This is a genomic window from Chryseobacterium sp. SIMBA_038 (genome assembly GCF_046535115.1).
Taxonomy (GTDB): domain Bacteria; phylum Bacteroidota; class Bacteroidia; order Flavobacteriales; family Weeksellaceae; genus Chryseobacterium.
This window is the reverse complement of sequence record NZ_JAWRXH010000001.1, coordinates 64723-88439: the sequence shown is the minus strand read 5'-3', so window position 1 is coordinate 88439 and position 23717 is coordinate 64723. Positions and strand designations below refer to the sequence as shown.

Below are 23717 nucleotides of genomic sequence, written 5' to 3'. Positions count from 1 at the left end.
AGAGCGCAAAGATTTTTTTATTAATATTGAGAATATTTTAAGTTCGCAAAGACGTTTCACTTAGCTAAGAGCGCAAATTTTAATTCTATTTAATTTCCGTTGATAGTTTTATTATTTTTTCGACAATAGGTTTTGCTTTGTATTGACGGTCGAATAATAATGGGTAATCTGTTCTGCCTTTTATGGGGAAATCATTTTTCCAGGATTGAGCATCTGTCAAGCCCCATAATGTTACTCTTCTAATGTCTTTTTTGTGTTTTAGAAATAATTGGAAGAAATCCAGATATCGGTTTTCCCATTTTGTCTGTACATTGACAGGAAGACCTTTTTTGTAGGGATTCATTTTTTCATCATACTCTACTTTATCGGCAATATTTGCGGAAGTTCCCCAAGGTGAAGGGAGCGCACTGATGTCTAACTCGGTAATATTGACTTTTACTCCACTTTCGGAATAGGCAATAATTGCTTTTTCATATTCATCAATCGTAGGAGAATCCAATCCAATATGAGCTTGCATTCCTACTCCATCGATTCGAATTCCTTTTGATTTTAAATTTTTCACCAATTGAGTGACTGTTTTTACTTTTTCAGGATGCCATTCATTATAATCATTGTAATATAATTCTGCCTGTGGATCAGCTTCCTGAGCATATTTAAAAGCCAACGGAATAAATTCTTCACCTAAAATTTCGTAAAACTTAGATTTTCGGTAAGAACCATCTTCCATTATGGCTTCATTCACCACATCCCAGCCTTTTACTTTTCCTTTATATCGGGAAACGATGGTTGTAATGTGGTTTTTCATTCTCTGTTTTAAAACTTCAGGAGAAACATTTTTACCTTTTTTATCTACAAAAAACCAATCCGGAACCTGAGAATGCCAAATCAGAGTATGCCCGATAATGAACATATTGTTTTTCTCTCCAAATTCAACAAATTTATCTGCATCATTGAAGAAGAATTGTCCTTCTTGAGGTTGTAGATACATACTTTTCATGCAGTTTTCAGCCACAATAGAACTGAATTGATTTCTGATGATTTCTACTGATTTTTGATCCGTTCCGTGAATCTGTTCCAAATTCATTGCCGTTCCGATATAGAATTTGTCCTGGAATGCTTTTTTTAAAGAGTTGTCTGACTTTTGGGCGTTGAAATTTGAAACTGCCAAAGCCATTATGCTAAATAAAATAATACGTTTCATATTTTTAATTTTTATTTCGTCTTTCAGCCAAATCGTGTTCAATCTGAACCTCCATTTTTTTGTTGATCTTATAAAAGAAAAGTAATCCACATGCAAGGAAAAAAGGAATAGCGGGGAATATACTCACCAACATTTTAGCACCTGTTGCAACTGTTTCAGGTTGAATGATATTTTGATTTCCTTTCGTTGAAATATAACCGTATTTCCCTATAATTAAAGCGACTAATGAGCTTCCGATGCTTAATCCAACTTTTAATCCAACCATCATCGCAGAAAAAATAATGGCGGTTGCTCTTCTTTTATTTTTCCATTCCGAATAATCGGCTACATCGGCAATCATTGCCCATAAAATAGGCGTACTGATTCCGTAGAAGAAGCCGTGTACGATTTGTGATAAAAACATCATTCCAACTGCTTTTGGCGGAAATAAAATAAATATCAAAACAAATAATGTTGAGATAAACAGAGATGCCATAAACACATCTCTTTTCCCGTATTTATCGGCAAATCTTTTGGAAAATGTAATTCCCACGATCATCATAATGATTCCGCCTGCGTTGAATAGACCAAATCCTGCTGATTTTGCATTTTCACCAAAAAAGTTCATTCCAATAGAATCAAAAAATGAAGTAATCGGAGAAATAAAATTCTTCAAACTCGCTTCATCCACATAATTATTAAAGTAATAGACATACGAACCTCCTTTCATCGCTAATGTAATGAATATCAAAGCCGTAACCGTTAGCATAATTATCCACGGTTTATTTTTAGATAAATCTTTTAAATCGTCTTTTAAGTTTGATTTCTGATCAGCATTCGGAACTACTCTTTCTTTTGTCGTGAAAAATGTAATCAATAACATCACACTTCCGATAATGGCCAACCATGTCATCACAACCTCAATTCCTGCTGCTTTATCGCCATTTCCAATTGATAAAATAATCGGCAACATAAAAACCTGAACAAAAAACTGTGAAAACATCACCGCTACAAAACGATAAGAAGAAATACTGTTTCTTTCGCTCATATCGCCTGTAATAACGCCACTTAACGCCGAATAAGGCAAATTATTTGAAGCATACAAAAGCAATAATATGGAATACGTAACCGCAGCATAAATGATTTTTCCTTTATACGAGAAATCCGGTGTACTGAAAGCCAACATTGCCGCCACGCCAAGCGGAACAGCCGTAAACAAGATCCACGGACGGAATTTCCCCCATTTTGTCTGTGTTCGGTCTGCCAACGCACCAATCAGCGGATTGAAACCAAAGCCCGCAACCAATCCTACAATCAATGTAATAACAGAAGCATCTTCAGGTTTTAAGCCATAAATATCAGTATAAAAATACGCCAGATAAGTTACCAAGGTCTGAAACACAAGGTTGGCAGCCAGATCACCTAAGCTGTATCCTATTTTTTCGGCGACTGATATTTTTTGTGAATTGTTCATATAAATTTAGATTTTAGACAATAGAAGTTAGATATTAGACTAAAAAATAGTCCGTTAAAATCTAAAGTCTATTTTGTTTATATATTTTATTGATTCGATTTTATTTCTGCTAATTATTCTGTTGTGAAAGGAGATGCGGGTAAACTGTTTTTATTTTTCAGATTTCCTTCCGGATTGTCTGACCAGGCATATCTAACGGCAATTGGATCTTTTATTTCATCATTCCAAACGATGATTTTGTTACCTTTTACTTTTGCTTGTGCCCATTTGAAAATTCCGTCTTTTCCTTTAATAGCAAAACCTTTTAATTCTGAAACATTAGAAAAGTCATCTGTTGTTTTTTTGAATGAAAGAATGATTTTATTTCCATCAATTTTCATGGATTCATAAACAGGACCGTCTGAGATGATATTGCTGTTGAAAAGTGTTTTCTGAGCTTGTAATGATAATCTTTTTCCGACCTCTTTTTTGTTTAAAGGATGGATGTCATTCCATTCGCCGATATCGATGGTAACGGCAAGTCCGGTCTTTGGAATGGTTTGAGAAACTTTTCTTTGCTGTTCCCTTAATTCTGCCCAATTACTTTCTGTAGGTTCAGATTTTGATTCCATAAAATTGGCTAATTGAACAATGAAAAAAGGTAAATTTTTCTGATTCCATTTGTTTCGCCAATCTAAAATCATGGTTGATAATAAATCCTGATATTCCTGAGGTTTTGCCGTATTGCTCTCGCCCTGATACCACAAAACTGCCTTTATTGGATATTGAATTAAAGGGTTCAACATCGCATTGTATAATCCCGTTGGTTTCCATCTGATGAAGGTTTGTCTCGGAGCCGATCGGTTCATGATGGCTCCAATTTTATATTTCCACTCTCCTTTTAAATCAATTTTTTCTGAGCCGATTTGTAAAAAGTAATCTTTTTCTTTTATAAATTCTCCTTTCCCGCTTCCGTTGGTAACTCGAACTGCAATGATGTTTTTACCTTCTTTTAAAACTCCAGCCGGAATATCATACCAGCGTGGAGGATATTCGTAGGTAACATTTCCTACTTTTTTGCCATTAATATAAGTTACATCAGCATCTTTGATTCTTCCTAAATTCAGAAATGCTGTGTTTTTTTCAGCTCCTTTTGGAAGAAATATTTCTTTTCTGAACCAAATACTTCCATCAAATGATTTTTCCATATCTTCCCAAGATCCTGGGACATTCATTTTTTTCCAATCGAAATCATTCAATTCAGATTTTTCCCAATGATTGACAATTCCGGTATCAAGTTGATCTAATTCTGCATACCAATTATTACTCAAGCTTTTTTCAGAAAATTCGGTTTGAGAAATTAGTTCATCATTTTTCCATTTTTGAGCTTCTGCAAGATATTCGGGATATTTTTTAAGTGAAGCTTCATCCATCCAAGCCTGAATCGGAGAACCGCCCAAACTTGAATTAATAATTCCCACTGGGATTTTATTATACTGATACATCTCTTTTGCGAAAAAATAGGCAACCGCAGAAAAATTCTGAATGGTTTGAGGATTGGTTTCTTCCCAAATCCCGCCGTCTAAATCATTCTGAGCGATTTTAAAATCATACTTTTGAGGAACCGTAAAAAAGCGAATATTGCTGTTATTGGCATTCTGTAATTCCTGCGGATATAACGTTTTTACTCTTCGCATCGGAAGTTCCATATTTGACTGACCGGAACACAGATACACATCACCGATTAAAATATTTTTCAATATAATTTCATTGATCGTCATGGTAAAAGGACCACCGAATTTCATTTCAGGAAGCATGATTTTCCAGTTTCCTGAATTGTCGGTAATGGTATTGTATTTTTTATTTTGAAAATTGACTTCAACTTTTTCTCCAATATCAGCTGTTCCCCAGATCTTTAGTTTTTGGTCGCGCTGTAAAACCATTCCGTCTGAAACTAAGGTGGGAAGTTTTATTTTAGCATCAACGAAACAAATGCTGATGAAGAATAATATGATGTTGAAAAGTTTAATCTTATTCATTGTTTTTTCTTTTTAATAGGATTTTATCCTATTCTTTGTTAAATCGTCCCGTTGGGACTCTTTATTGATATTCATACAATTTCACATGAAGAATTTGGAAATCATCGACTCCGATACGGACATGTCTCCCTTGGTGTGTTTGATCACCGTTTAATCTTCTTATTGGACCCAATTTTCCGTTTTCATCAATGCTGATTTCGTCTACAGGGCCAATTCCTACTCTTTTTCCGCCACCCCAAATATTTTGAGTCTGATTTTTTCCGCCTTGAGCCGCAAAACCATCTTCACCCAAATCTTTAGTTTGAATTTCTTTTTTCTCGTTTTCCTTTTCAAATTCCACGACAATTCCACTTCCTGCAATGATGTATTCATCTTTTGCCAATCTTAAAATTAGCCCTCCACCTTCCGGCCAGTTGCTTCCATCTTTTGCTCGGGCATCCCACGGAAGACTAAAGAAATGTTTTGCTGTAATTTTTAAGTCATCATAATTGATGATACGTTCTGTATTTTTTTGATCAAACAACAATCCTTTTGACTGTCCTTGCCCTTGATATTTCGTCAGAATCGGCATCAATTGTTTTAGTTTTGAATAGGCTTCAGAAAGTCTTTTGCTTCCTGATTCAGAATTATTTTCGATCGAAAACGGACTGTATCCAACCGCATCATGTTCACCAAAAGCATAGAAAGCCTGCACCCCATTATTTTGAGTCATTTTGATCTCAGGAACAAACAACGGATTGTTGTGAAGCCTGTATTTTGCAGACCAGCTCGTAAAATCTCCATCATATAAATCTGGTGAAAGCATATCTATACTCGGTGCTCCGGCATGCCAAATATCAATTAAATGAGCCAACGGGCCACCTGCAGGATATTCACCAGGAAGCCTATTTCTGCTATTCATTGCCGCGTTGACATACAACGGAATATTATGAATGGAACGAGCCATTTTTGCTAAATTTTCTACATATTGGGCGTAAGAATAAGCGGTAAACAGTTCATCTGTGTACACATCATTTCCGAAGATTTCCTGCCAGTTTCCTTTGGTTTTAAAACCTTGTTTACCCCATTTTTCAAGCAGTGAAGAATGAAGTTCTTTTTTATTTTTAGTTAAAAATTTTATCAGATTTTCAGAAACCTGCGAATTAAATATTTTATCAGCTTCTTTAGAATAATCGCGAGCACCGTCTAACATTCCTATTTCGTTTTCAACCTGAACCATAATTACCGTTCCCTGCGTTTTATCAACTACAGAAATATGTTTCATTAATTCACCAAAAACGTTGTTATCAGCTTTCAAAACATTTTCAGAAAAAGAACTCGCAATTTCCATTGGTTTTCCTGCTTTTGAATAGGCTCTCGGGTATTTTTTGTAGTCTTTTTTAAACCAAAGCGGAGCATAACAGCTCATCGAATTTTTATAAGAACCAAACCATAAAAAGACAACTTTAAGATTATTCTTTCTTGCCTGATCGATTGTTTTATCAATTAAACTAAAATCAAATTTTCCTTCTTCCGGCTCAATCAAATCCCAGTAAGCAGGGACTAAAACCGTGTTCAGTTCCATTTGTTGAAGCTTTGGAAAATCCCTTTCAATATCCTGAAAAGATGACGCAGAAGAGTTTCCCAACTCGCCACCTAAAATCAAAAATGGTTTTTTATCCACGACAAGCTGTGTCGCCGTTCCTTTTTTCTGCAAACGAGGAATTTCCTGCGCCTGTGTGAAAAACGAAAGAAAAATTCCGGAAAGGATAAATGCTTTATTTATATTCATAATAGGCATATTTGATCTTAATAACGTTTTTATCAAATTCATCAAAAAATTAAATAATACTTAAAAATATTTTCTAGAATTCATTTTAATTAAATAAATATTTCAAGTTTTTTAAAAATAAAAGAAAGTATCTATATATAAAACTGTTTTTATCTCGTAAATATTTTTGCGATCAAATTTTAAAAATAAATCATCAAAAAAAAACATAAATAACATCTGACTTATCATTAAAAATAAGATTAGACCAAACAATGAAAAACCCTAATTCTGCATTAGAAAATACATTCACAAATATTTTAAACTTATGCTTCAAAATTTAATAGAATAGCTTATCATATTTTTAACAATAACCGTCATAAATTTGGAGCTTAAAGCAGATTAATTTGTGAAATAAAATTTTAACATTAATTTAACATTTACTTCATGTCATTTTAATCGATTTCAAGCAAAATTTTCATTAATCGTTCTGTTAAAAATCCCTGAAAACCGATACTGCAAGTCCGAAATTCAGAGGTTTCATATTATATTATTTTACTGAAAATTGATAAACAGTTTTTGTTGAATATATTTCTCCCGGTTTAAGCTCAACAGAGGGAAAAGAATTCCTGTTTGGAGAGTCCGGAAAATGCTGTGTTTCCAGACAAATTCCTGTTCGTGGGTTGTTTTTTCCGCCCGTTTTTGTTTCAAATTTTCCATCCAAAAAATTACCTGAATAAACCTGAATTCCCGGCTGATCCGTCAATATATCCAGCTTTCTGCCTGTTTCGGGATGATAAAGCGAGCCTGCCGATCTCATTCCATTTCCGTTCAAAACCCAGCAATGATCGTAGCCATTTGCCCGTTGCAACTGCTCATTATTATCATTAATATCTTTTCCGATTGTTTTAAAATTTTTGAAGTCAAAAGGAGTTTCTACAACATTTTTTAAATCATTTTCCGGAATAGACGATTTGTTAATGGGAATGAATTGATCGGCATCAAGCTGAAGCTCATGATCCAAAATTTCTCGTGAAAAATCACCCGAAAGATTGAAATAAGAATGATGAGTCAAATTAATAATCGTAGACAGATCAGTCATTGCTTCATAAGAAATTTCCAGTGCATTTTGATCTGTTAAAGTGTAAAAAACAGTCGTCATAAGTTCTCCCGGATACCCTTCTTCGCCGTCTTTACTGGTGTATGAAAGTTTGAGTGTTTGAGAATTTGGAACTATTTCTATATTCCAAATTTTCGAGAAAAATCCTTCATCTCCGCCATGAAGATGATTTTCGCCATTATTTTTATTTAGATTAAAAATTTTTCCATTTAAACTAAATTTTCCGTGCGCAATTCTGTTGGCAAATCTTCCGATAATTGCTCCGAAAAAGTAAGAATTTTCATTAAAATAATCTTCAGGATTTACAAAACCTAAAACTACATCTTCATAATTTCCTTTTCTGTCAGGAGCTGTAAGTGAAAGGACGATTCCACCGTAATTGATGATCTCGACTTTCATTCCATTTTTATTGGTCAAAGTGTATTTCTTTATTTGGTCGCCATTTTTTGTTATTCCAAAATCTGAAACTTTAATATTTTCCATTTTTTGAGTGATTCTTGGTAATTTTTTATTTGAATATTGCATTTTATTTTAATTGCTACTTTCAGGAGGTCCCAAATATGAAGGTTTCAATCCACCCGTATTAATCAGGATTTTTTCTAAAACAATTCCAGCTTCTAAGACCTTAAAACGCAAAGTATGTCTACCCGATTTCGTTATATTATGTTTCGTAGCAGATTTTATAATATGCTCTGACTGCCATTGTCCCAATTCGCCACGATAATGTTCATTAAAATTGACAATCTGTGGTTTTTCTCCATTAAACGAAATTTCATATCGAAGTCCTTTGTTATTATTAAAATTGAGTGTTGGAGCGAGTAATAATTGAACCTCAAAAGTTCCTGTTGAAGAGAAATCAACATCATATTCCAGATAGATATTTTCATTTTCTTTTGGATTAATATTTTGAGGAAAAGTGGTAATTCCGGACAACGTTTTTCCAAAATCGGGAATGATTTTCCACTGAATTCTATCTGAATTATTCTGACGTGAAAAATTTTCAGCTTCAATGGAAATATATCCGTCTTTTTCCTTAAACACTTTATTTTTTTCGTTTTTGGAAACATACACTACTTCAGGCATCGTATTTTTATCCGGCTGTTGCCAATTTGTGTAACCAATTCTTGTTTGATCCATCATGTGTTGCCATTTTCCACCAGAAATTTTATTGTTGTATTTATCCTGTAAAATAGAATCATATTCAAAGTTTTTCTTCACTTTATCTGCAAAATCGTTAGCTTTTATATCTTTTTTAGAGGCTAATTGATGATTTTTTGCCACATTAAAATAAAGTTCATACAAATTACTACAGGCATCGATCGGATAAAGAACCAATTGAAAATAAGCGTCTTTATATTCATCAGGAATCTCGTTGTACAGCCTGTTTGCATCAAGAGATAATTTTTGATAATCATTCACAACCGTTTCAAATTCATTGTAATTTTCGAGGCTGTAGGTTTCAGAATTTAAGGTTTCGGGAGTTACACGACGATTATACTTTGCGTATAAATTAATCATTCTTGCGATTTCTTTAGAATATTTTTCGCCAAACTGTTCTGAACTCCATTTTTCAGTGTATTCTAAAAGATTGTCAGCATTGAATTGCTTTGGATTCCAAGCCATATCCATAAAGAAATTGATGGGAAATTCCATTGGCTTTAAATCTCCTACATTTACCACCCAGAGCTTATTTACTTTATGTTCATATGTTAAATTCATCTGCTCCCAAACTCTTTGGATTGGACTGATATTGATCCATTTCGAATTTCTCGGTCCACCCACATAGTCAAAATGATAATACATCCCGTAACCGCCTTTGTGTAAAGGTTTAGATAGGTTCGGGAGCTTTCGGACATTCCCCCAATTGTCATCACAGAATAATAAAATAACATCATCCGGAACGCGCATTCCTTCATCATAATAATCCTGAACTTCTTTGTATAAAGCCCAAACCTGAGGTGTTTTTTCTGCTTTTTTTCCTGTAACTTTTTCTATTATTTTTCGTTGATCCTTTACAATATTTTCCAAAAGCGAAATATTGGTTTTATCTCCCATTGCTTCATCTCCGTCACCACGCATTCCAACAGTGACAAGCTTTTCCCAGTTTTTGCTTCGTTCGATTCCTGATTTCCAGAATTGTTGAAGAACGTCTGAATTTTTAGTGTAATCCCAAATATTCGGTAAATTATTCTTTTTGATGTATCGATGCCAATCCGTTTGTGCCAAAGCCATTGGTTCGTGGTGTGAAGTTCCCATGATAATTCCCATTTCATCAGCCAATACTCCATTTTCGGGATCATCGTCATAGAAAGCTTTTCCCCACATTGCAGGCCAAATGTAATTTCCTTTTAAGCGAAGAATTAATTCAAAAACTTTTTCGTAAAATTGAGAATTAATTCCTCCAAAAGTTGCTCTCGCCCAGCTTCCCAATGACGGTTCTTCATCATTTAGGAAAATTCCGCGATATTCTACGACAGGCTCGTCATCTGTGTAAATTCCTTTTTTAAAATAGAGATTTTCCTTTTGCTTAACGGGAACGTCCGCCCAATAATACCACGGAGAAACACCGATTTGCTTTGAAAATTCATAAATTCCGTAAATAGTTCCGCGTTTGTCACTTCCTACGATAACGATCATTTCTGAAACGCCGTTGAAATCTTTTATATTCTGAATGATAAATTTTTCACGTTTACCTTTTAGTTCATTTTCATTAATTTTTTTCTTTTTGATCAATTCATCAATTACCGAATTTGTACCAACAGTTCCAATAATAATCAATGAAGATTGAGAAGCTGAAATTTGATTTAAAAGATTGGGAAAATCACCCGTTACCTTCTGAAAATCACTCTGAAGATTATGTATTGCTCTTAAAATTCCTTTATCAATTCCTTTGTTTGAATAGAATGAAATTTTTGTCGATTTATCTTTCAACAGAATAGTTTCTGAACTTTTTTCTGTGGTGATAAATGGCTGTGTAGATTTTATTTTAATTCCAAAGAATAAAATGAAAACTAACATTGTAATTGACTTAAATAAAGAATTCATACTATTAAATTTGTGAATTAATAAAAAAAATTAAGGCTGAATATCATTCGATAAAGTTGAATACAAACCAATCAAACTGCCTGTAAAACCACCTGCAACATCCGTTGATAATATGTCACCCGAAACTTTTCCGCCTAGATTAATGAAATTATTTCCGTCCAAAGAATAATTAAATTGATAATCACCACTTTGAGCAACAACCTGAAGCTTTATACTTTTCGAAACTGAAATTTTTTCACTTTTAATAAGAGTGGAATTTCCTTTTTCTGTCCTTTCCAATACTAAATAGAAGTCTTTATCTTTTTTTGTCAATCCAAAAACATAATTGAAATTTTCACTTTGATAGCAAGTAATTCCGGCTAAATCTTTTCCTGATTTTGGTTTAAAATCTAAATTCACCGTTGCTTCAAAAGAAGCGTGTTGCTGCCTATGAAATAATGCAGAAACAGGAGCTTTAGCTTTAATATTAGTTGTGAAAGGATTAACTTTCACTCCATTTTTAGTCACATTTACAAAATTTTCTCTTGAACCTCGCATGGCAATCCATCGATTATCCAATTTATTATTTAAATGATCTAAAAAAGTGAAATTTCCGTTCGGGAAAAATCCGTTTTGACCTGTTTGGTTTTTAACTCCGTTTGGCATTTTTACTTTGGGTTTCATTGGAACCAAACCGTTTTGGAAAACAGGATATGTTCCACTCCAATCTACGGGAAGAATAAAGGTTTCGCGACCCGTATTTACAAGATTTTTTTCATTAGGACGGACGGCAAGAAATACACCGTAATACTTTCCATCAGGAGTTTCTACTAAGTCTGCGTGACCTGCCCAATCTACTTTATCTTTTCTGTCTTTGGGAAAATATCTCTGAGTCAAAATAGGATTATTTTCAGCAGGAATAAACGGACCTTTTGGGCTGTCGCTCATAAAAATGACTTCGCTGTGATTTCCGCCCGTTCCGCCTTCCGCACACATCAGAAAATATTTTCCATTCTTTTTGTAAAGATGTGGCCCTTCGATCCAGATTGGTTTTTGAGTGATATCTACTCCACCATTGACGATAATTTTATCGCTTCCGGCAATAACCTGGTCTTTTTCCAAATCATAGTCCCAAATTTTGATCACGCGGTGACCACTGTATTGTTCTGCTCCCTTTGGTGGCGCATCATTATGAACGATGTACGCTTTCCCGTCATCATCAAAGAAAATGGAAGGATCGATTCCGTCAAAATTCAGTTTTTGAACTTCGCTCCAGCCTTTTTTTGGATCTTTTGTTTTTACCATCATATTTCCGATTCCGTTCGCAATCTGAGTGGTAACCATGTAAAAAGTGTCGTTGTATTGATTATACTTGATATCGGGAGCATAAATTCCTTCAGAAAATCCGGCGTTTTCAACTTTTAATTGAGAAGGTCGATCTAACACATGACCAATTTGTGTCCAATTCACCAAATCATTAGAATGAAAAATCGGAACACCCGGAAACATTGAAAATGAAGAATTTACCAAGTAATAATCATTCCCTTTTCTAGTGATACTTGGATCCGGATAGCAACCCTGAAGAATCGGAGAATAGAATTCATCTTCTTTAAGAGGATTTTCTGTGTAAATTTTATCATTTCCTTTGTAAATAAAATCTGAGAAAATTTGTGCAGAACTTCTTTCAAATAAAAATAAAACAGCAGCTGCAAAAAGAGATTTTGTAAGATGAGTTTTCATAGTATTTTGTGAATATGGTGAAGGAAAATTTAGTTTAGATTTAAAAATCACTTATTTCTTATAACCTTTCATTTTTACGTAGAAATAAGTGATCTAGATTTAATTCAAACTGAAAAAAACAAGGTCAAGTCAAACTAATAATGGATGACCTTATTTACGAATTATATAAAACTGATTGTGATTAATTTACACTCCGCTGAATGCACTGAAACCACCATCAACAGGCAATAAAGCACCTGTAATAAAACTTGCAGCATCCGAACATAGGAACTGTACAGCTCCGTTCAATTCTTCAGCATCTCCGAAACGTCCCATTGGAGTTTTTGCAATAACTTTTTTGCTTCGATCCGTTAAAGATCCATCCGGATTTAATAAAATTGCGCGGTTTTGATCTCCAATAAAAAATCCTGGTGCAATCGCATTTACACGAATTTTATCACCAAATTTCAACGCTACATCCGAAGCCAGCCATTGCGTAAAATTGGTAATTGCCGATTTTGCAGCAGAATATCCCGCCACCCTCGTAATCGCAGAATATGCTGCCATTGAAGAAATATTAACAATACTTCCGCTTCCCTGTTCTGCCATTACTTTTCCGAAAACATAACTTGGATAGACGGTTCCGTTGATGTTGAGATTGGTTACCTCATCCCATCCATCCAAATTTTGATCGAAAAATGACTGATCGGGAGAAAGTGTAGCCGTAGGAATATTTCCGCCCGCAATGTTGAGCAGGATATCTATTTTACCGTATTTTTCAATGATCTTTTTTGATGCTGATTCAAGGCTTTCGATATTCATGACATTGGCCTCAACGGCAAAAGCTTCACCGCTTGATTGGGTTAATTCTTTAACCCGAGCGTCTAACGTTTCCTGATTTCTTCCCAGAGCCACAACTTTTGCACCAGCTTTAATGAAACTTTTGGCAAGAGTTCCACCTAAAACTCCGGAAGCTCCTGTGATAATGGCGACTTTGTCTTTTATGCTGAATATTTCGTTCATTGCTTTGTAGTTGATAGTTAATGGTTGATGGTTTTTTGATCTTATAAATTTGATAGGATTGCATCCTAATCCTTTGTTAAGTCGTCCCTTTGGGACTCCTTAGTTTGATTTTATTTCGGTTTTTACGGCCGCCATTACGCCTTCGATTTGTCCGAGAGCGAGCATTCTTCCCAAAAATGAGTAGCCGGGATTATAACCTTTATCAATATCATCGGTTAATAATCTACCGTGATCGATACGCATGGGTAAGGTTGGATTTTCTTTTTCAAATATTCGAATGACTTCGATGATTTTTCCTCTGCCTTCTAAATGATGAGCTTCAATAAAATCTCCGTTTTCGAAAACATTGGTGCTTCTGAGGTGAACGAATTTTGTACGGGAAGCATATTTTTGAGCTAATTTTGGAACATCATTTTGTAATCCGGCACTTAGAGAACCTGTGCAGAACGTCAATCCGTTATGGGGATTGTCGACGGCATTTAAAAACCAATCAATGTCTTCTTCGCAAGTCACGATTCTTGGTAAACCTAGTAATGAAAATGGCGGATCATCGGGATGTACACACATTTGAATGTTCCATTTTTCGCAGACAGGCATTATTTTTTCTAGGAAATATTTCATGTTTTGACGAAGCTGATCTTTATCAATTCCATCATATAAAGCCAATAAACTTTTAAAAATAGCTACGGGATTTTGATCTCCTTCTTTGATATTTCCATTGACGAAGCCTTGCGTTTTAACAATAATTGAATCAATTAAATCGTTTTTTTCTTCTTCTGTGATTGTCTTTTTTAATTCTTCAACTTTAGCAAGAACTTCGAGAGTATAATCTTTTTCGGCTCCTTTTCTTTCTAAAATGTAAATTTCAAAGTAAGCGAATTTGGCTTTGTCGAAATATAAAGATGACGAACCGTCTTCCCATTGATGATAAAGATCGGTACGCGCCCAATCCAGGACAGGCATAAAGTTGTAACAGACTGTTGTAACACCTGCTTTTCCAAGATTTTCGAGACTTTTGATGTAATTTTCGATCAATTGATCTCTATTTTCTCCTCCATATTTGATGGATTCACTTACGGGAAGGCTTTCTACAACTGACCAGCGAAGTCCGAAACTTTCGATATAGTTTTTATATTCATTAATGGCTTCAAAAGACCAAATTTCTCCATTTGAAACGTCATGAAGCGCCGAAACAATGCCCTGAACGCCGATCTGACGAAGCATATCTAATTTAATCTTATCTTTTTTACCAAACCAACGCCATGTTTTTTCCATAATTTTTGATTTTCAATTTTATCTAAATCTTTTTTTGAATATCTGCTTTAATAAAATGTTCTTTTTTAACGCAAAGTCCGCAAAGTTTTTTTTCAAATAATTCTGCAGATTTTAAGTTCGCAAAGGCGTTCTACTCAGCAAAGTTTACAAAGATTTTTCAATGATAATCCTTTGTAAATATTCATTATTTTTAAGCATCTTATTCATTAAACAAAGCAGGCGGGCCGAATCGCCTACTTTGTTGCTGATATGAATGTAAAAATTTTATTTTAAAATCTATCTAATATCCCGGATTTTGATAAGCCGCCAATTCTGAAGAACTCATATCCATGGCATCCATCTGTCCTTGGGGAATTGGTCTTAAATACAGGTAATTCGGTATGTTTCTGGTGTACGTCTGAGCGGTATGATTTCCAACTGCGGTTCCTCCGATGCTATATGTTTTTGCAATATCACTCCATCTTTGAGTTCTAACCAAATCGAACCATCTGTAACCTTCGCCATAATATTCCCTTGATCTTTCAGCTAAAATATAGTCTATAGTAATGGTTGAGGGCGTTGCAGCGATCATTGCACCACTGTTATCTTCCACTTTTGCTACATTTCCGTTGTTGTCCCAACGCCATTTTCCGGCTCTTGCTCTGATTACATTAAGCAAATCTCTCGGGCTCATTGATCCTGAAGCTCCTTTTACCGCTGCTTCTGCTGCTATGAAATAGAATTCTGAGAATTTTGCAACAGGAAACGGACGTGTAATTCCTCCATTTGGCTGTCCAAGTCCTGTTCCGTTATCGGTTCTGTAGGTTCCTATTTTCCAAAGATTTGGGTAAGCGTATCTGCTGATTCCGCTTGGAGCGATCACATAATCTGCTCTTCCCGGAAGAACGCCTGCGCCTACGTTGCTTTTGTAGACTGAATTAGAATAATCAATCGTCTGCGCCGGATCGTCATTTAAGAACGTAAGAATCGCACTTCCCGGCTGTACCGGCAATCCGTTGGCGTTGTATAATGTTGGCGTTGAAATTCCGGCTTTGTTCCAGTTTCCACGGAAAGTTGTTACGAAAGTACCGTCATATCTTGAATCCTGCGTTTTATTGGCAAATGTATTTTTCACCACTTCAATGGTTGGAGCCATTGTTTTCCAAGGTCTTCCGTAAGCCTGAGCAGCTTCTCTCTGTACGGTTCTTACAGGAGAACCTGTCCATAATGGGCTTTGAGAACTTTCAAGGAACGTGTAATCCCAAGTCGTCATCCAAACGGCAAAATTTCCTGGAGAAGCGCCTGTGTTGTATGAATGGCTTGATCCATCATAATATTCGCTTGATTCTGTGTGATCTGCATAAAGAAGCATTTCTTTATTTCTGTCATTCTGAGCTAAATTCACATCATAATAGGTCGCCTGTAAACCATATGCTCCCGGTGCATTGATACCTTGCAAAGCAATATCATAAGCCTGTTGGAAATACCATTGTGCATTCTGTCCGTTGGGATCTACTCTATCTGTCTGAGGATAGGTTGGAATTCCGTTTGGATTCTGAAGCCACCATCCATAAGTAAGATAAGCTTTAGCCAAAAACAATCTTGCAACAGTTTTTGTAACTCCGCCTGTAACACGAGCTCCGACAGGTAAATCCTGAACAGCTTTTATTAAATCAGGAAATATTACTTTAGTGTAAACCTCAGAAACTGTGTTTCTTTTGGAACCTCTGAAAGTACTGATATTGAAAGCTAATTCTCCCGAACCTAAGTCTAAAGGAACTCCTCCGAATGTCTGAGCCAACATAAAATAATCAAACGCTCTGAAGAATCTTGCTTCTGCAATAATCGCGTCTGAAACTCCGACTCCTGAGCCTTTTTGGATTACTCCGTTGGCGGTATTGATATTTCTGAAAGCATTATTCCACAAAACATCGGCACGGCTTGAAGAGGGTGTTAAATTTCCCGCTCCAGACATGTCCATATCCTTGAAATTATTGTCTCCGGCGTGACCGTAAGTGTATTCGTCGGTTCCTGTTTCGCAGGCATTTAACCAATATCCGTTTCCGTAAATGTATCGTAAATGAGCGTACATTGAGGTAACTCCTCCTAAAACTCCGGATTCTGTCTCAAAGTATTGCGGTGTATAAATATTTCTCGGTTCTTCTTCCAATATATCTGAACAGCTTGAAAGTACTACGGTGCATAGCAAAATTTTTGCGGCTGTATTTATTCTGAACTTTTTCATTTGATTAATTTTTAGAATGTTAAGTTTAAACCAATCATATAGTTCCTAAGAGACGGTGTATTGGTTCCGATGGTTAAGAATCTTGATGGAATCTCGTTGCTGACCGCCTGATTTTCGTTCCCGTAGGAATTCGTTTCCGGATCCATTCCTGAAGCCTTATGATAAGGAGAGAAAAATACAAATGGATTGGTTATTGTTGTATACAGTCTCATTTTGCTTATTCCCGCTTTTTTGAACACTCCCTGCGTAAAATTATATCCTAAAGTAATTGTTCTGATCTTAAGATATGAAGCATCAAAATAAGCTAAAGTACTTCCATATCTCGGATTATTATTGCTTTGATAATGTCCCGGTCTTGGGTAATAGGCATCGGTATTTTCGGGAGTCCAGTAATCGACATCTACGTTGTTTCTTCTTCCGCTTAACATATTCAGATAACTTGTATTTCCGTACAATGTGCTGATCAAAATACCTCCGCTTTTGAAAGCTCCAACAATGCTCAGATCAAAGTTTTTGTATGCCAGTCTTGTATTAAATCCACCCTGAAAATCAGGATCCGTATTTAAAATCTGTCTGTCTTCAGCGTTGATCGCTCTCACAGGCGATCCATCAGGATTATAAGCTCCTGTATATAAAACTTTAATGGAACCAATTGCTTCTCCCGGAATATTGGTAGGTTCCAAAATATTCATATAAGGATCACCTGCCTGCCACAATCCGGTATACTGATAATCATAAATTGAATTGATCGAACTTCCCACAAACCACCAGTTAGCAACATCTCTCGTAGCTCCAGAAGACAATGAGGTAATTTTATTTTTGTTTGAATAGAAATTAACCCCGAAATCCCATGAAAAACCATTTGGATTGCTGATAATCGCTCCATTTAATGATATTTCAATTCCTTTATTGCTTGTAGATCCTACATTTCCGGTGTAGCTTCCTACTCCTGAAGTTGCCGGTAATTTAACATCTAACAATAAATTTTTCGTATTCGTCGTATAATATTCTACCGTACCTGTTAATCTATTGTCGAACAATCCAAAATCCAACCCATAATTAAGCGTTTCCGAAAACTCCCAACCCAATTTTGAATTTGGCAGCGTAGAAACATAAGTTCCGATTGCATTGGTATTTCCAAAGTTATATGGTTCTGTTGTCAAACGTCCAAAAGTAGAATAAGGAGCCACAGCCTGATTGGAAGTTTCTCCATATCCGAAACGCAGCTTTAAATTATTAATAACTTTTGAATCTTTTAAGAAATTCTCTTTGGCAACATTCCAACCCGCTGAAAAAGCGTTATAGATATTCCATTGATATCCCGGCGCCAATACTGAAGAAGCATCTCCTCTGATGGAAGCCGTAAACATATATTTTCCGTCATATTCGTACATTACACGCCCCATCCAGGATTTAAGACCTCTTTTGTAATACCCTTGATTATCTGGATTAATGGTAATTTCACCCTGAGCATGACCAAGATTGTAAAACTGAAACTGATCCGTCGGGATGTCTCTTGCCGTGATATATGAACTGTTAAATGTTCTCTGCTCCTGAGACTGTAAAGCAACGACATTCACTTTATGCTTGCTTGCAAAAGTTCTGTCGTACGTTAAGATATTTTCGTTTACCCAATGCGTCAGTAAAGAATTTCCAATTGAAGCTGTTGATAAATTATTAGGCTCTGAGCTGAAAACTCCTTCTCCGGTGTAGCTTCCTGTGTTTGTAGTTTTAAAGTTTAAACCAACATTTGTTCTTAATGTTAAACCTTTCACCCAAGGAATTTTAAATTCACCGAAGAAATTATTGTAAGAACTGAAAGAAATTGCTTTATCAATCCACGCATCTCCTAAATTTTCGATTCCGTCTCTTGTGTACACATATTGAGTATCTGCAGACATCACAATACGCTCTTTTTGACTTCCATCTGCTCTGTAAGGATTCGCAACAGGAGTTGAGCTCAATGTATTGTAAAGCCCAAGATTACTGCCTTTATTCACTGTATAAGCATTGTTCGTCGTTATCCCAACCCTGAAATATTTACCCAAATCCTGATCCAGACTTCCTCTTAGATTAAATCTTTCAAAATTTTGTCCGGGAAGAACAGATTGTTCGTTGTAATAGCTCATTCCAAAGTTATACGAGCTTTTTTCCGTACCTCCGGAAATACCTATATCGTGATTGGTAACAATTCCGTTTTTATACATTAAATCCTGCCAATCGGTATTGGTATCTCTGGATTCATCGGCTCCATATTGAGTGAAAAGTCCTGCATCATCACGAAGTTTCATGAATTTCTGCGCATCCATCATCGGATATTTAGAAAAAACAGATGTAATTCCTGTGTATGTATTGTAAGTAAAGGTTGCTCTTTGGTTTTTTCTGCCTGTTTTAGTTGTAATTAAAATTACTCCATTCGCTCCTCGAGATCCGTAGATTGCCGTTGCAGAAGCATCTTTCAGAATGTCCATACTCTGAATATCGTTCGGACTGATATCTGCTAATGATCCCGGAAAAGGAATTCCGTCCAATACAATTAGCGGATCATTATCTGCCGTCAGAGAACGCGTTCCTCTGATTCTGATCTGCATTGGAGCTCCGGGTTTACTTGACGTCTGCGCAATATCAACTCCGGCTATTCTTCCCTGCAATGCCTGACTGACATTCGCAGAAGGCACTTCTCTCATCACATCACCTTTCACAGAAGCTACAGACCCCGTTACGGATTCTTTTCTCTGTTTTCCATATCCTATTATAACAACCTCATCTATCTTCTTCTCTTTTTCAACAGTATCTTTTTTAACCTGGGAATACACTAAGCCAGAAGGCAATAAAGCCATTGCAAAAAACAATGCAGCCTTATTTGTTTTGGCAAAATAAAATCGGTTCATAATTATTATTTTTAAAAATTAGGGTTGAATAAAAGGGCTGTTAATAGACTTTTTTAAACTTTTTATTTTAACCACAAAAGACAAAAAATATTAACTTACTGCATTTTAATTTTATCGATAAACTGCAAATAAGAGCACATAAGATTAAAAAATCTTCGATTTTCATTCTTTGATTAACCGTTGTTTTCTAATAATTTAAAACAGTTAGTTATCCAAATAGCTTTTGTGACTTTTGACTCCGTCGAATCTTCGATTTGTGGTTAAATTTTAATAGTTTAAATAGGCTCACTTATTATAATTTGTAAAGATCCTTAGTGTTTAGCAGCCTTTTTACTGATATTAGATATACATGTTCACGATCGCTTCAAACAATTCCTGTTTTCCGCTTTTTGGCTGAGGCTCACCTGTCTCGTGGGCAATTCTCTGAAGATCTTCCAATGTAAGGTTTCCGGTTTCGAACGCTTTTCCGTTTCCATTGTCGAAAGAAGAATAACGGTCTGTTCTTAATTTTTTATAATCTGAATTTTCAAGAATATCGGCAGCAGCCAAAAGTCCTTTTGCAAAAACATCCATTCCTGAAATATGAGAGATAAATAAATCTTCCGGATCTGTAGAATTTCTTCTGATTTTTGCATCAAAATTAACTCCGCCATTTCCTAAACCTCCCGCCGGAAGAAGTACCAACCAAGCCTGAACCATATCGTAATAATCGATCGGGAACTGGTCTGTATCCCAACCATTTTGGTAATCTCCTCTGTTCGCATCAATACTTCCTAAAAGTCCTGCATCAACAGCAGCCTGAAGTTCATGCTCGAAAGTATGACCTGCCAATGTTGCGTGGTTCACTTCGATATTTAATTTAAAATCTTTATCTAAACCGTAATGTCTTAAAAATCCGATCACCGTTTCAGAATCGTAGTCGTACTGGTGTTTTGTAGGCTCCATTGGTTTTGGTTCGATCAGGAAAGTCCCTTTGAAACCTTGCTGACGGGCATAATCACGAGACATTGTAAGGAAACGTGCCAAATGATCTTTTTCACGCTTCATATCTGTGTTTAAAAGGCTCATATAACCCTCTCTTCCGCCCCAGAAAACGTAATTTTCTCCGCCAAGAGCTATCGTTGCATCAATAGAATTTTTCACTTGAGTTCCGGCACATGCAACTACATCAAAATTGGGGTTGGTAGAAGCTCCGTTCATGTATCTTTCATGCGTAAAAACGTTGGCTGTTCCCCATAAAAGCTTGATTCCCGTTTCCTGTTGCTTTTGTTTTGCATATTCAACAATAGTTTGAAGATTTTTTTCATAATCTTTCCAATTGTTGGCAGGATCTACCAAATCAATATCGTGGAAACAGTAGTATTGGAAGCCTATTTTAGACATAAATTCAAAACCTGCATCCATCTTTTGCATTGCTCTGGAAACCGCATCACTTCCGGCATCCCAAGGGTGGTGAATTGTTGGCCCTCCAAATGGATCGCTTCCGTTTGCACATAGCGTGTGCCACCAAGCCATTGCAAAACGCGTCCAGTCTTTCATAGGTTTTCCCATGATGATTTTTTCTGCGTCATAATAGCGAAATGCCATTGGATTTCTGCTTTCTTTACCTTCAAATTTGATTTTGTCTATTCCCGGAAAATATTCCTTTGTACCTGTTAAAGTGCTCATATATATTTGTTTTAAGTTTTAATTAAATTTTAAAATTTGGCGTAAGAATTCCCTGCTCACTGATCTGGAAAAGTCAGTAAGTACAATGGAAAACTCCGTTGTAAGGTGGATTATACTATTTCGTTAAGATGTCTCGTCCATCTTGAGTAGGCTTCTAAATATTGATCTCTTTTTTCGTGTTCAGGCTCGATGACGGCAATTTTTTCAAGAGAAGAAAAGGCTTCTTTAGAATCAGCATAGAAACCAATTCCCATTCCTGCAGCTCTTGCGGCTCCTACCGCTCCGTCCGTATCGTAAAGTTCAATCACCGCATTGCTCACACTGGAAAGTGTCTGACGGAAAATCGAACTTAAAAACATATTGGCATTTCCTGCGCGAATCACCTGAATATCCATGCCGATATTTCTCATGATATCCATTCCGTATTCATAAGAAAATACGATTCCTTCCTGCGCCGCGCGAAGAATATCTCCTTTTGAGTGGATATTAAAATTAATTCCGTGCATCGAACAACTTGTATCTTTATTTTCTAATACTCTTTCTGCTCCGTTTCCGAAAGGAATGATGCTTAAACCTTTAGAACCGATGGGTGAAAGTGAAGCCAAATCGTTCATATCTCCATAAGAAGATAGTGAGGTCGCAAAATTGTGTTTTAACCAAGAATTTAGAATTCCTGTTCCATTGATGCATAATAAAACGCCTAATCTGGTTTGTTCAGGAGTATAATTGACGTGTGCAAACGTATTTACTCTTGATAATTTATCATATTCAAGCTGATCTAAAACCCCATAAACAACGCCTGAAGTTCCTGCTGTAGAAGCAATTTCCCCCGGATTGAAAACATTTAATGACAATGCATTATTCGGTTGATCTCCCGCTCTGTAAGAAATCGGCGTTCCTTCTTTTAAGCCTAATTCCTGAGCAGCTGTGGCTGAAACAGTCGCCTGAATCCCAAAAGTTGGGATAATTTCAGGAAAAAAGCTTTTCGGAATTCCGTAATAATTGATGACATCTTCCGAAATACAATTGTTTTTAAAATCCCAGAAAATCCCTTCTGACAAACCTTCAATCGTCATTCCGATTTCACCTGAAAGTCTCATGGCGATGTAATCTCCCGGAAGCATTATCTTATCTATTTTTTCGAAAATTTCAGGTTCGTTTTCTTTAACCCAGGCTAATTTTGACGCTGTAAAATTTCCCGGAGAATTCAATAAATGCGATAAACATTTCTCTTCTCCAATTTCCTTGAAAGCCTTTTCTCCATACGGAACAGCGCGGCTGTCGCACCAGATAATTGAAGGTCTTAAAAGGTTTTGATCTTTATCTACCAAAATCAAACCGTGCATCTGCCAGGTAATACCAATTCCTTTAATATCTTCTGCATTGATACCGGATTCATGCATGACAGCTTCGTGAGCCAGCTTTAAATTCAGCCACCAATCAGTAGGGTTTTGCTCTGCCCAACCGGGATTTACAGCAGTGATTTTCATCTCTTTTTTAGGAGAAAAATCTGATGCAATAATTTTTCCGCTGGATGCCTCAATGAGGCAAACTTTTACAGAAGAACTGCCAATGTCATATCCTAGTAAATACATAATTTCAAAAAAGGTATTATTTTATTAGTCTGGTATTGTTTTTCTTATAAATTTTAGCATCAAATCTGTAATATCTTGCAGCACGATGCGAAACATTGGTTTCTATCTCTTCCAACGGAATAATGTAACTGAACGATGAAATCTTCTTGTGAAAATTTTTAATGTCAATTCGTTTTTCACTTAAAGCGCTGTATAATTGATACAGCTGTCTTATCGTGAATCTTTTCGGTAGCAATTCGAAAATAATTGAGAAATCGGATTCTATCCATTTTCTGATCTCAATTAAAGATTCACTGATGATTTTATTATGATCAAATGGCAACGACGGAACTTCATCAATCGGATGCCAATCTACCGTATCGTATTTCGTACTGTTAATCTTGTGGTCGATCTTACAAAGAGAAAGATAAGCCACTGTAATGATCCTGTCTATGTGATGTTTATACTCAGTATCCATCCATTTTATATCATCCTGATTACTAGCCCTTAACGGATCTGCAAAACATTTAAACTGTTTAAGAACCATTTTCTTAATACCAGTTAATTCATGAAGCACGCGTTGAGCTGCATCATCTACATCTTCGTCGCTAAGTATTAAACTACCCGGCAACTTTCTTTGTCTTTCTGCAGGCACATCGTCCATACGACGCTGTACCAATAAAATGTTCAGTCGATTTTCCAGGTCGAAACCAAAAACAACACAGTCGACAGAAACATAAGTATGAATAAAATTCGGAATCATTTCTATGTTAACATTTA

At 35.9% G+C, this 23717-nt stretch carries 14 protein-coding genes; all 14 read right to left on the bottom strand.

Features of this window, described 5'->3' with window-relative positions:
- Positions 1–85: 85 nt before the first annotated feature.
- Positions 86–1201: an endo-1,4-beta-xylanase gene (locus SB689_RS00345; protein ID WP_410690105.1), complete on the bottom strand. Its 1116-nt coding sequence runs from the start codon at positions 1199–1201 to the stop codon at positions 86–88.
- 4 nt (positions 1202–1205) lie between these two features.
- Positions 1206–2654, bottom strand: a complete 1449-nt coding sequence (locus SB689_RS00340) for an MFS transporter (protein ID WP_410690104.1) — start codon at positions 2652–2654, stop codon at positions 1206–1208.
- 113 nt (positions 2655–2767) lie between these two features.
- Positions 2768–4672, bottom strand: a complete 1905-nt coding sequence (locus tag SB689_RS00335) for a sialate O-acetylesterase (RefSeq protein WP_410690103.1) — start codon at positions 4670–4672, stop codon at positions 2768–2770.
- Positions 4673–4733: 61 nt separating this feature from the next.
- The gene (locus tag SB689_RS00330) at positions 4734–6443 is read right to left on the bottom strand and encodes a DUF5597 domain-containing protein (protein ID WP_410690101.1); all 1710 of its coding nucleotides are present in this window, start codon (positions 6441–6443) and stop codon (positions 4734–4736) included.
- A gap of 526 nt (positions 6444–6969) precedes the next feature.
- Positions 6970–8022: an aldose epimerase family protein gene (locus tag SB689_RS00325; RefSeq protein ID WP_410690100.1), complete on the bottom strand. Its 1053-nt coding sequence runs from the start codon at positions 8020–8022 to the stop codon at positions 6970–6972.
- 48 nt (positions 8023–8070) lie between these two features.
- Positions 8071–10584, bottom strand: a complete 2514-nt coding sequence (locus tag SB689_RS00320; protein WP_410690099.1) for a glycosyl hydrolase 115 family protein — start codon at positions 10582–10584, stop codon at positions 8071–8073.
- A 30-nt stretch (positions 10585–10614) separates the two neighbouring features.
- On the bottom strand, positions 10615–12303 hold the full coding sequence (locus SB689_RS00315; protein WP_410690098.1) for a glycoside hydrolase family 43 protein: 1689 nt from the start codon (positions 12301–12303) through the stop codon (positions 10615–10617).
- Between the two features lie 186 nt (positions 12304–12489).
- Positions 12490–13305, bottom strand: a complete 816-nt coding sequence (locus tag SB689_RS00310; RefSeq protein ID WP_410690097.1) for an SDR family oxidoreductase — start codon at positions 13303–13305, stop codon at positions 12490–12492.
- A 99-nt stretch (positions 13306–13404) separates the two neighbouring features.
- Positions 13405–14580: a mannonate dehydratase gene (uxuA, locus tag SB689_RS00305; RefSeq protein ID WP_410690096.1), complete on the bottom strand. Its 1176-nt coding sequence runs from the start codon at positions 14578–14580 to the stop codon at positions 13405–13407.
- A gap of 280 nt (positions 14581–14860) precedes the next feature.
- Positions 14861–16804, bottom strand: a complete 1944-nt coding sequence (locus SB689_RS00300) for a RagB/SusD family nutrient uptake outer membrane protein (protein ID WP_410690095.1) — start codon at positions 16802–16804, stop codon at positions 14861–14863.
- An 11-nt stretch (positions 16805–16815) separates the two neighbouring features.
- Positions 16816–19695: a SusC/RagA family TonB-linked outer membrane protein gene (locus SB689_RS00295; protein ID WP_410690094.1), complete on the bottom strand. Its 2880-nt coding sequence runs from the start codon at positions 19693–19695 to the stop codon at positions 16816–16818.
- Positions 19696–20034: 339 nt separating this feature from the next.
- Positions 20035–21363, bottom strand: coding sequence for a xylose isomerase (gene xylA / locus SB689_RS00290; protein WP_410690093.1), 1329 nt, complete (start codon positions 21361–21363; stop codon positions 20035–20037).
- A gap of 110 nt (positions 21364–21473) precedes the next feature.
- Entirely contained in the window at positions 21474–22958 is a 1485-nt protein-coding gene (locus SB689_RS00285; protein ID WP_410690092.1) for a xylulokinase, read from the bottom strand.
- A gap of 16 nt (positions 22959–22974) precedes the next feature.
- Positions 22975–23700 carry an NUDIX hydrolase gene (locus SB689_RS00280; protein ID WP_072408487.1) on the bottom strand — a complete coding sequence of 242 codons (726 nt, stop codon included), beginning with the start codon at positions 23698–23700 and terminating at the stop codon, positions 22975–22977.
- Positions 23701–23717 lie beyond the last annotated feature (17 nt).

Coding starts and splice junctions, on each gene's coding strand:
- xylA (WP_410690093.1), bottom strand. CDS start 21,363: ATGAGCACTTTAACAGGTACAAAGGAATATTTTCCGGGAATAGACAAA.
- SB689_RS00345 (WP_410690105.1), bottom strand. CDS start 1,201: ATGAAACGTATTATTTTATTTAGCATAATGGCTTTGGCAGTTTCAAAT.
- SB689_RS00330 (WP_410690101.1), bottom strand. CDS start 6,443: ATGAATATAAATAAAGCATTTATCCTTTCCGGAATTTTTCTTTCGTTT.
- SB689_RS00320 (WP_410690099.1), bottom strand. CDS start 10,584: ATGAATTCTTTATTTAAGTCAATTACAATGTTAGTTTTCATTTTATTC.
- SB689_RS00335 (WP_410690103.1), bottom strand. CDS start 4,672: ATGAATAAGATTAAACTTTTCAACATCATATTATTCTTCATCAGCATT.
- SB689_RS00325 (WP_410690100.1), bottom strand. CDS start 8,022: ATGGAAAATATTAAAGTTTCAGATTTTGGAATAACAAAAAATGGCGAC.
- uxuA (WP_410690096.1), bottom strand. CDS start 14,580: ATGGAAAAAACATGGCGTTGGTTTGGTAAAAAAGATAAGATTAAATTA.
- SB689_RS00285 (WP_410690092.1), bottom strand. CDS start 22,958: ATGTATTTACTAGGATATGACATTGGCAGTTCTTCTGTAAAAGTTTGC.
- SB689_RS00280 (WP_072408487.1), bottom strand. CDS start 23,700: ATGATTCCGAATTTTATTCATACTTATGTTTCTGTCGACTGTGTTGTT.
- SB689_RS00310 (WP_410690097.1), bottom strand. CDS start 13,305: ATGAACGAAATATTCAGCATAAAAGACAAAGTCGCCATTATCACAGGA.
- SB689_RS00295 (WP_410690094.1), bottom strand. CDS start 19,695: ATGAACCGATTTTATTTTGCCAAAACAAATAAGGCTGCATTGTTTTTT.
- SB689_RS00340 (WP_410690104.1), bottom strand. CDS start 2,654: ATGAACAATTCACAAAAAATATCAGTCGCCGAAAAAATAGGATACAGC.
- SB689_RS00300 (WP_410690095.1), bottom strand. CDS start 16,804: ATGAAAAAGTTCAGAATAAATACAGCCGCAAAAATTTTGCTATGCACC.
- SB689_RS00315 (WP_410690098.1), bottom strand. CDS start 12,303: ATGAAAACTCATCTTACAAAATCTCTTTTTGCAGCTGCTGTTTTATTT.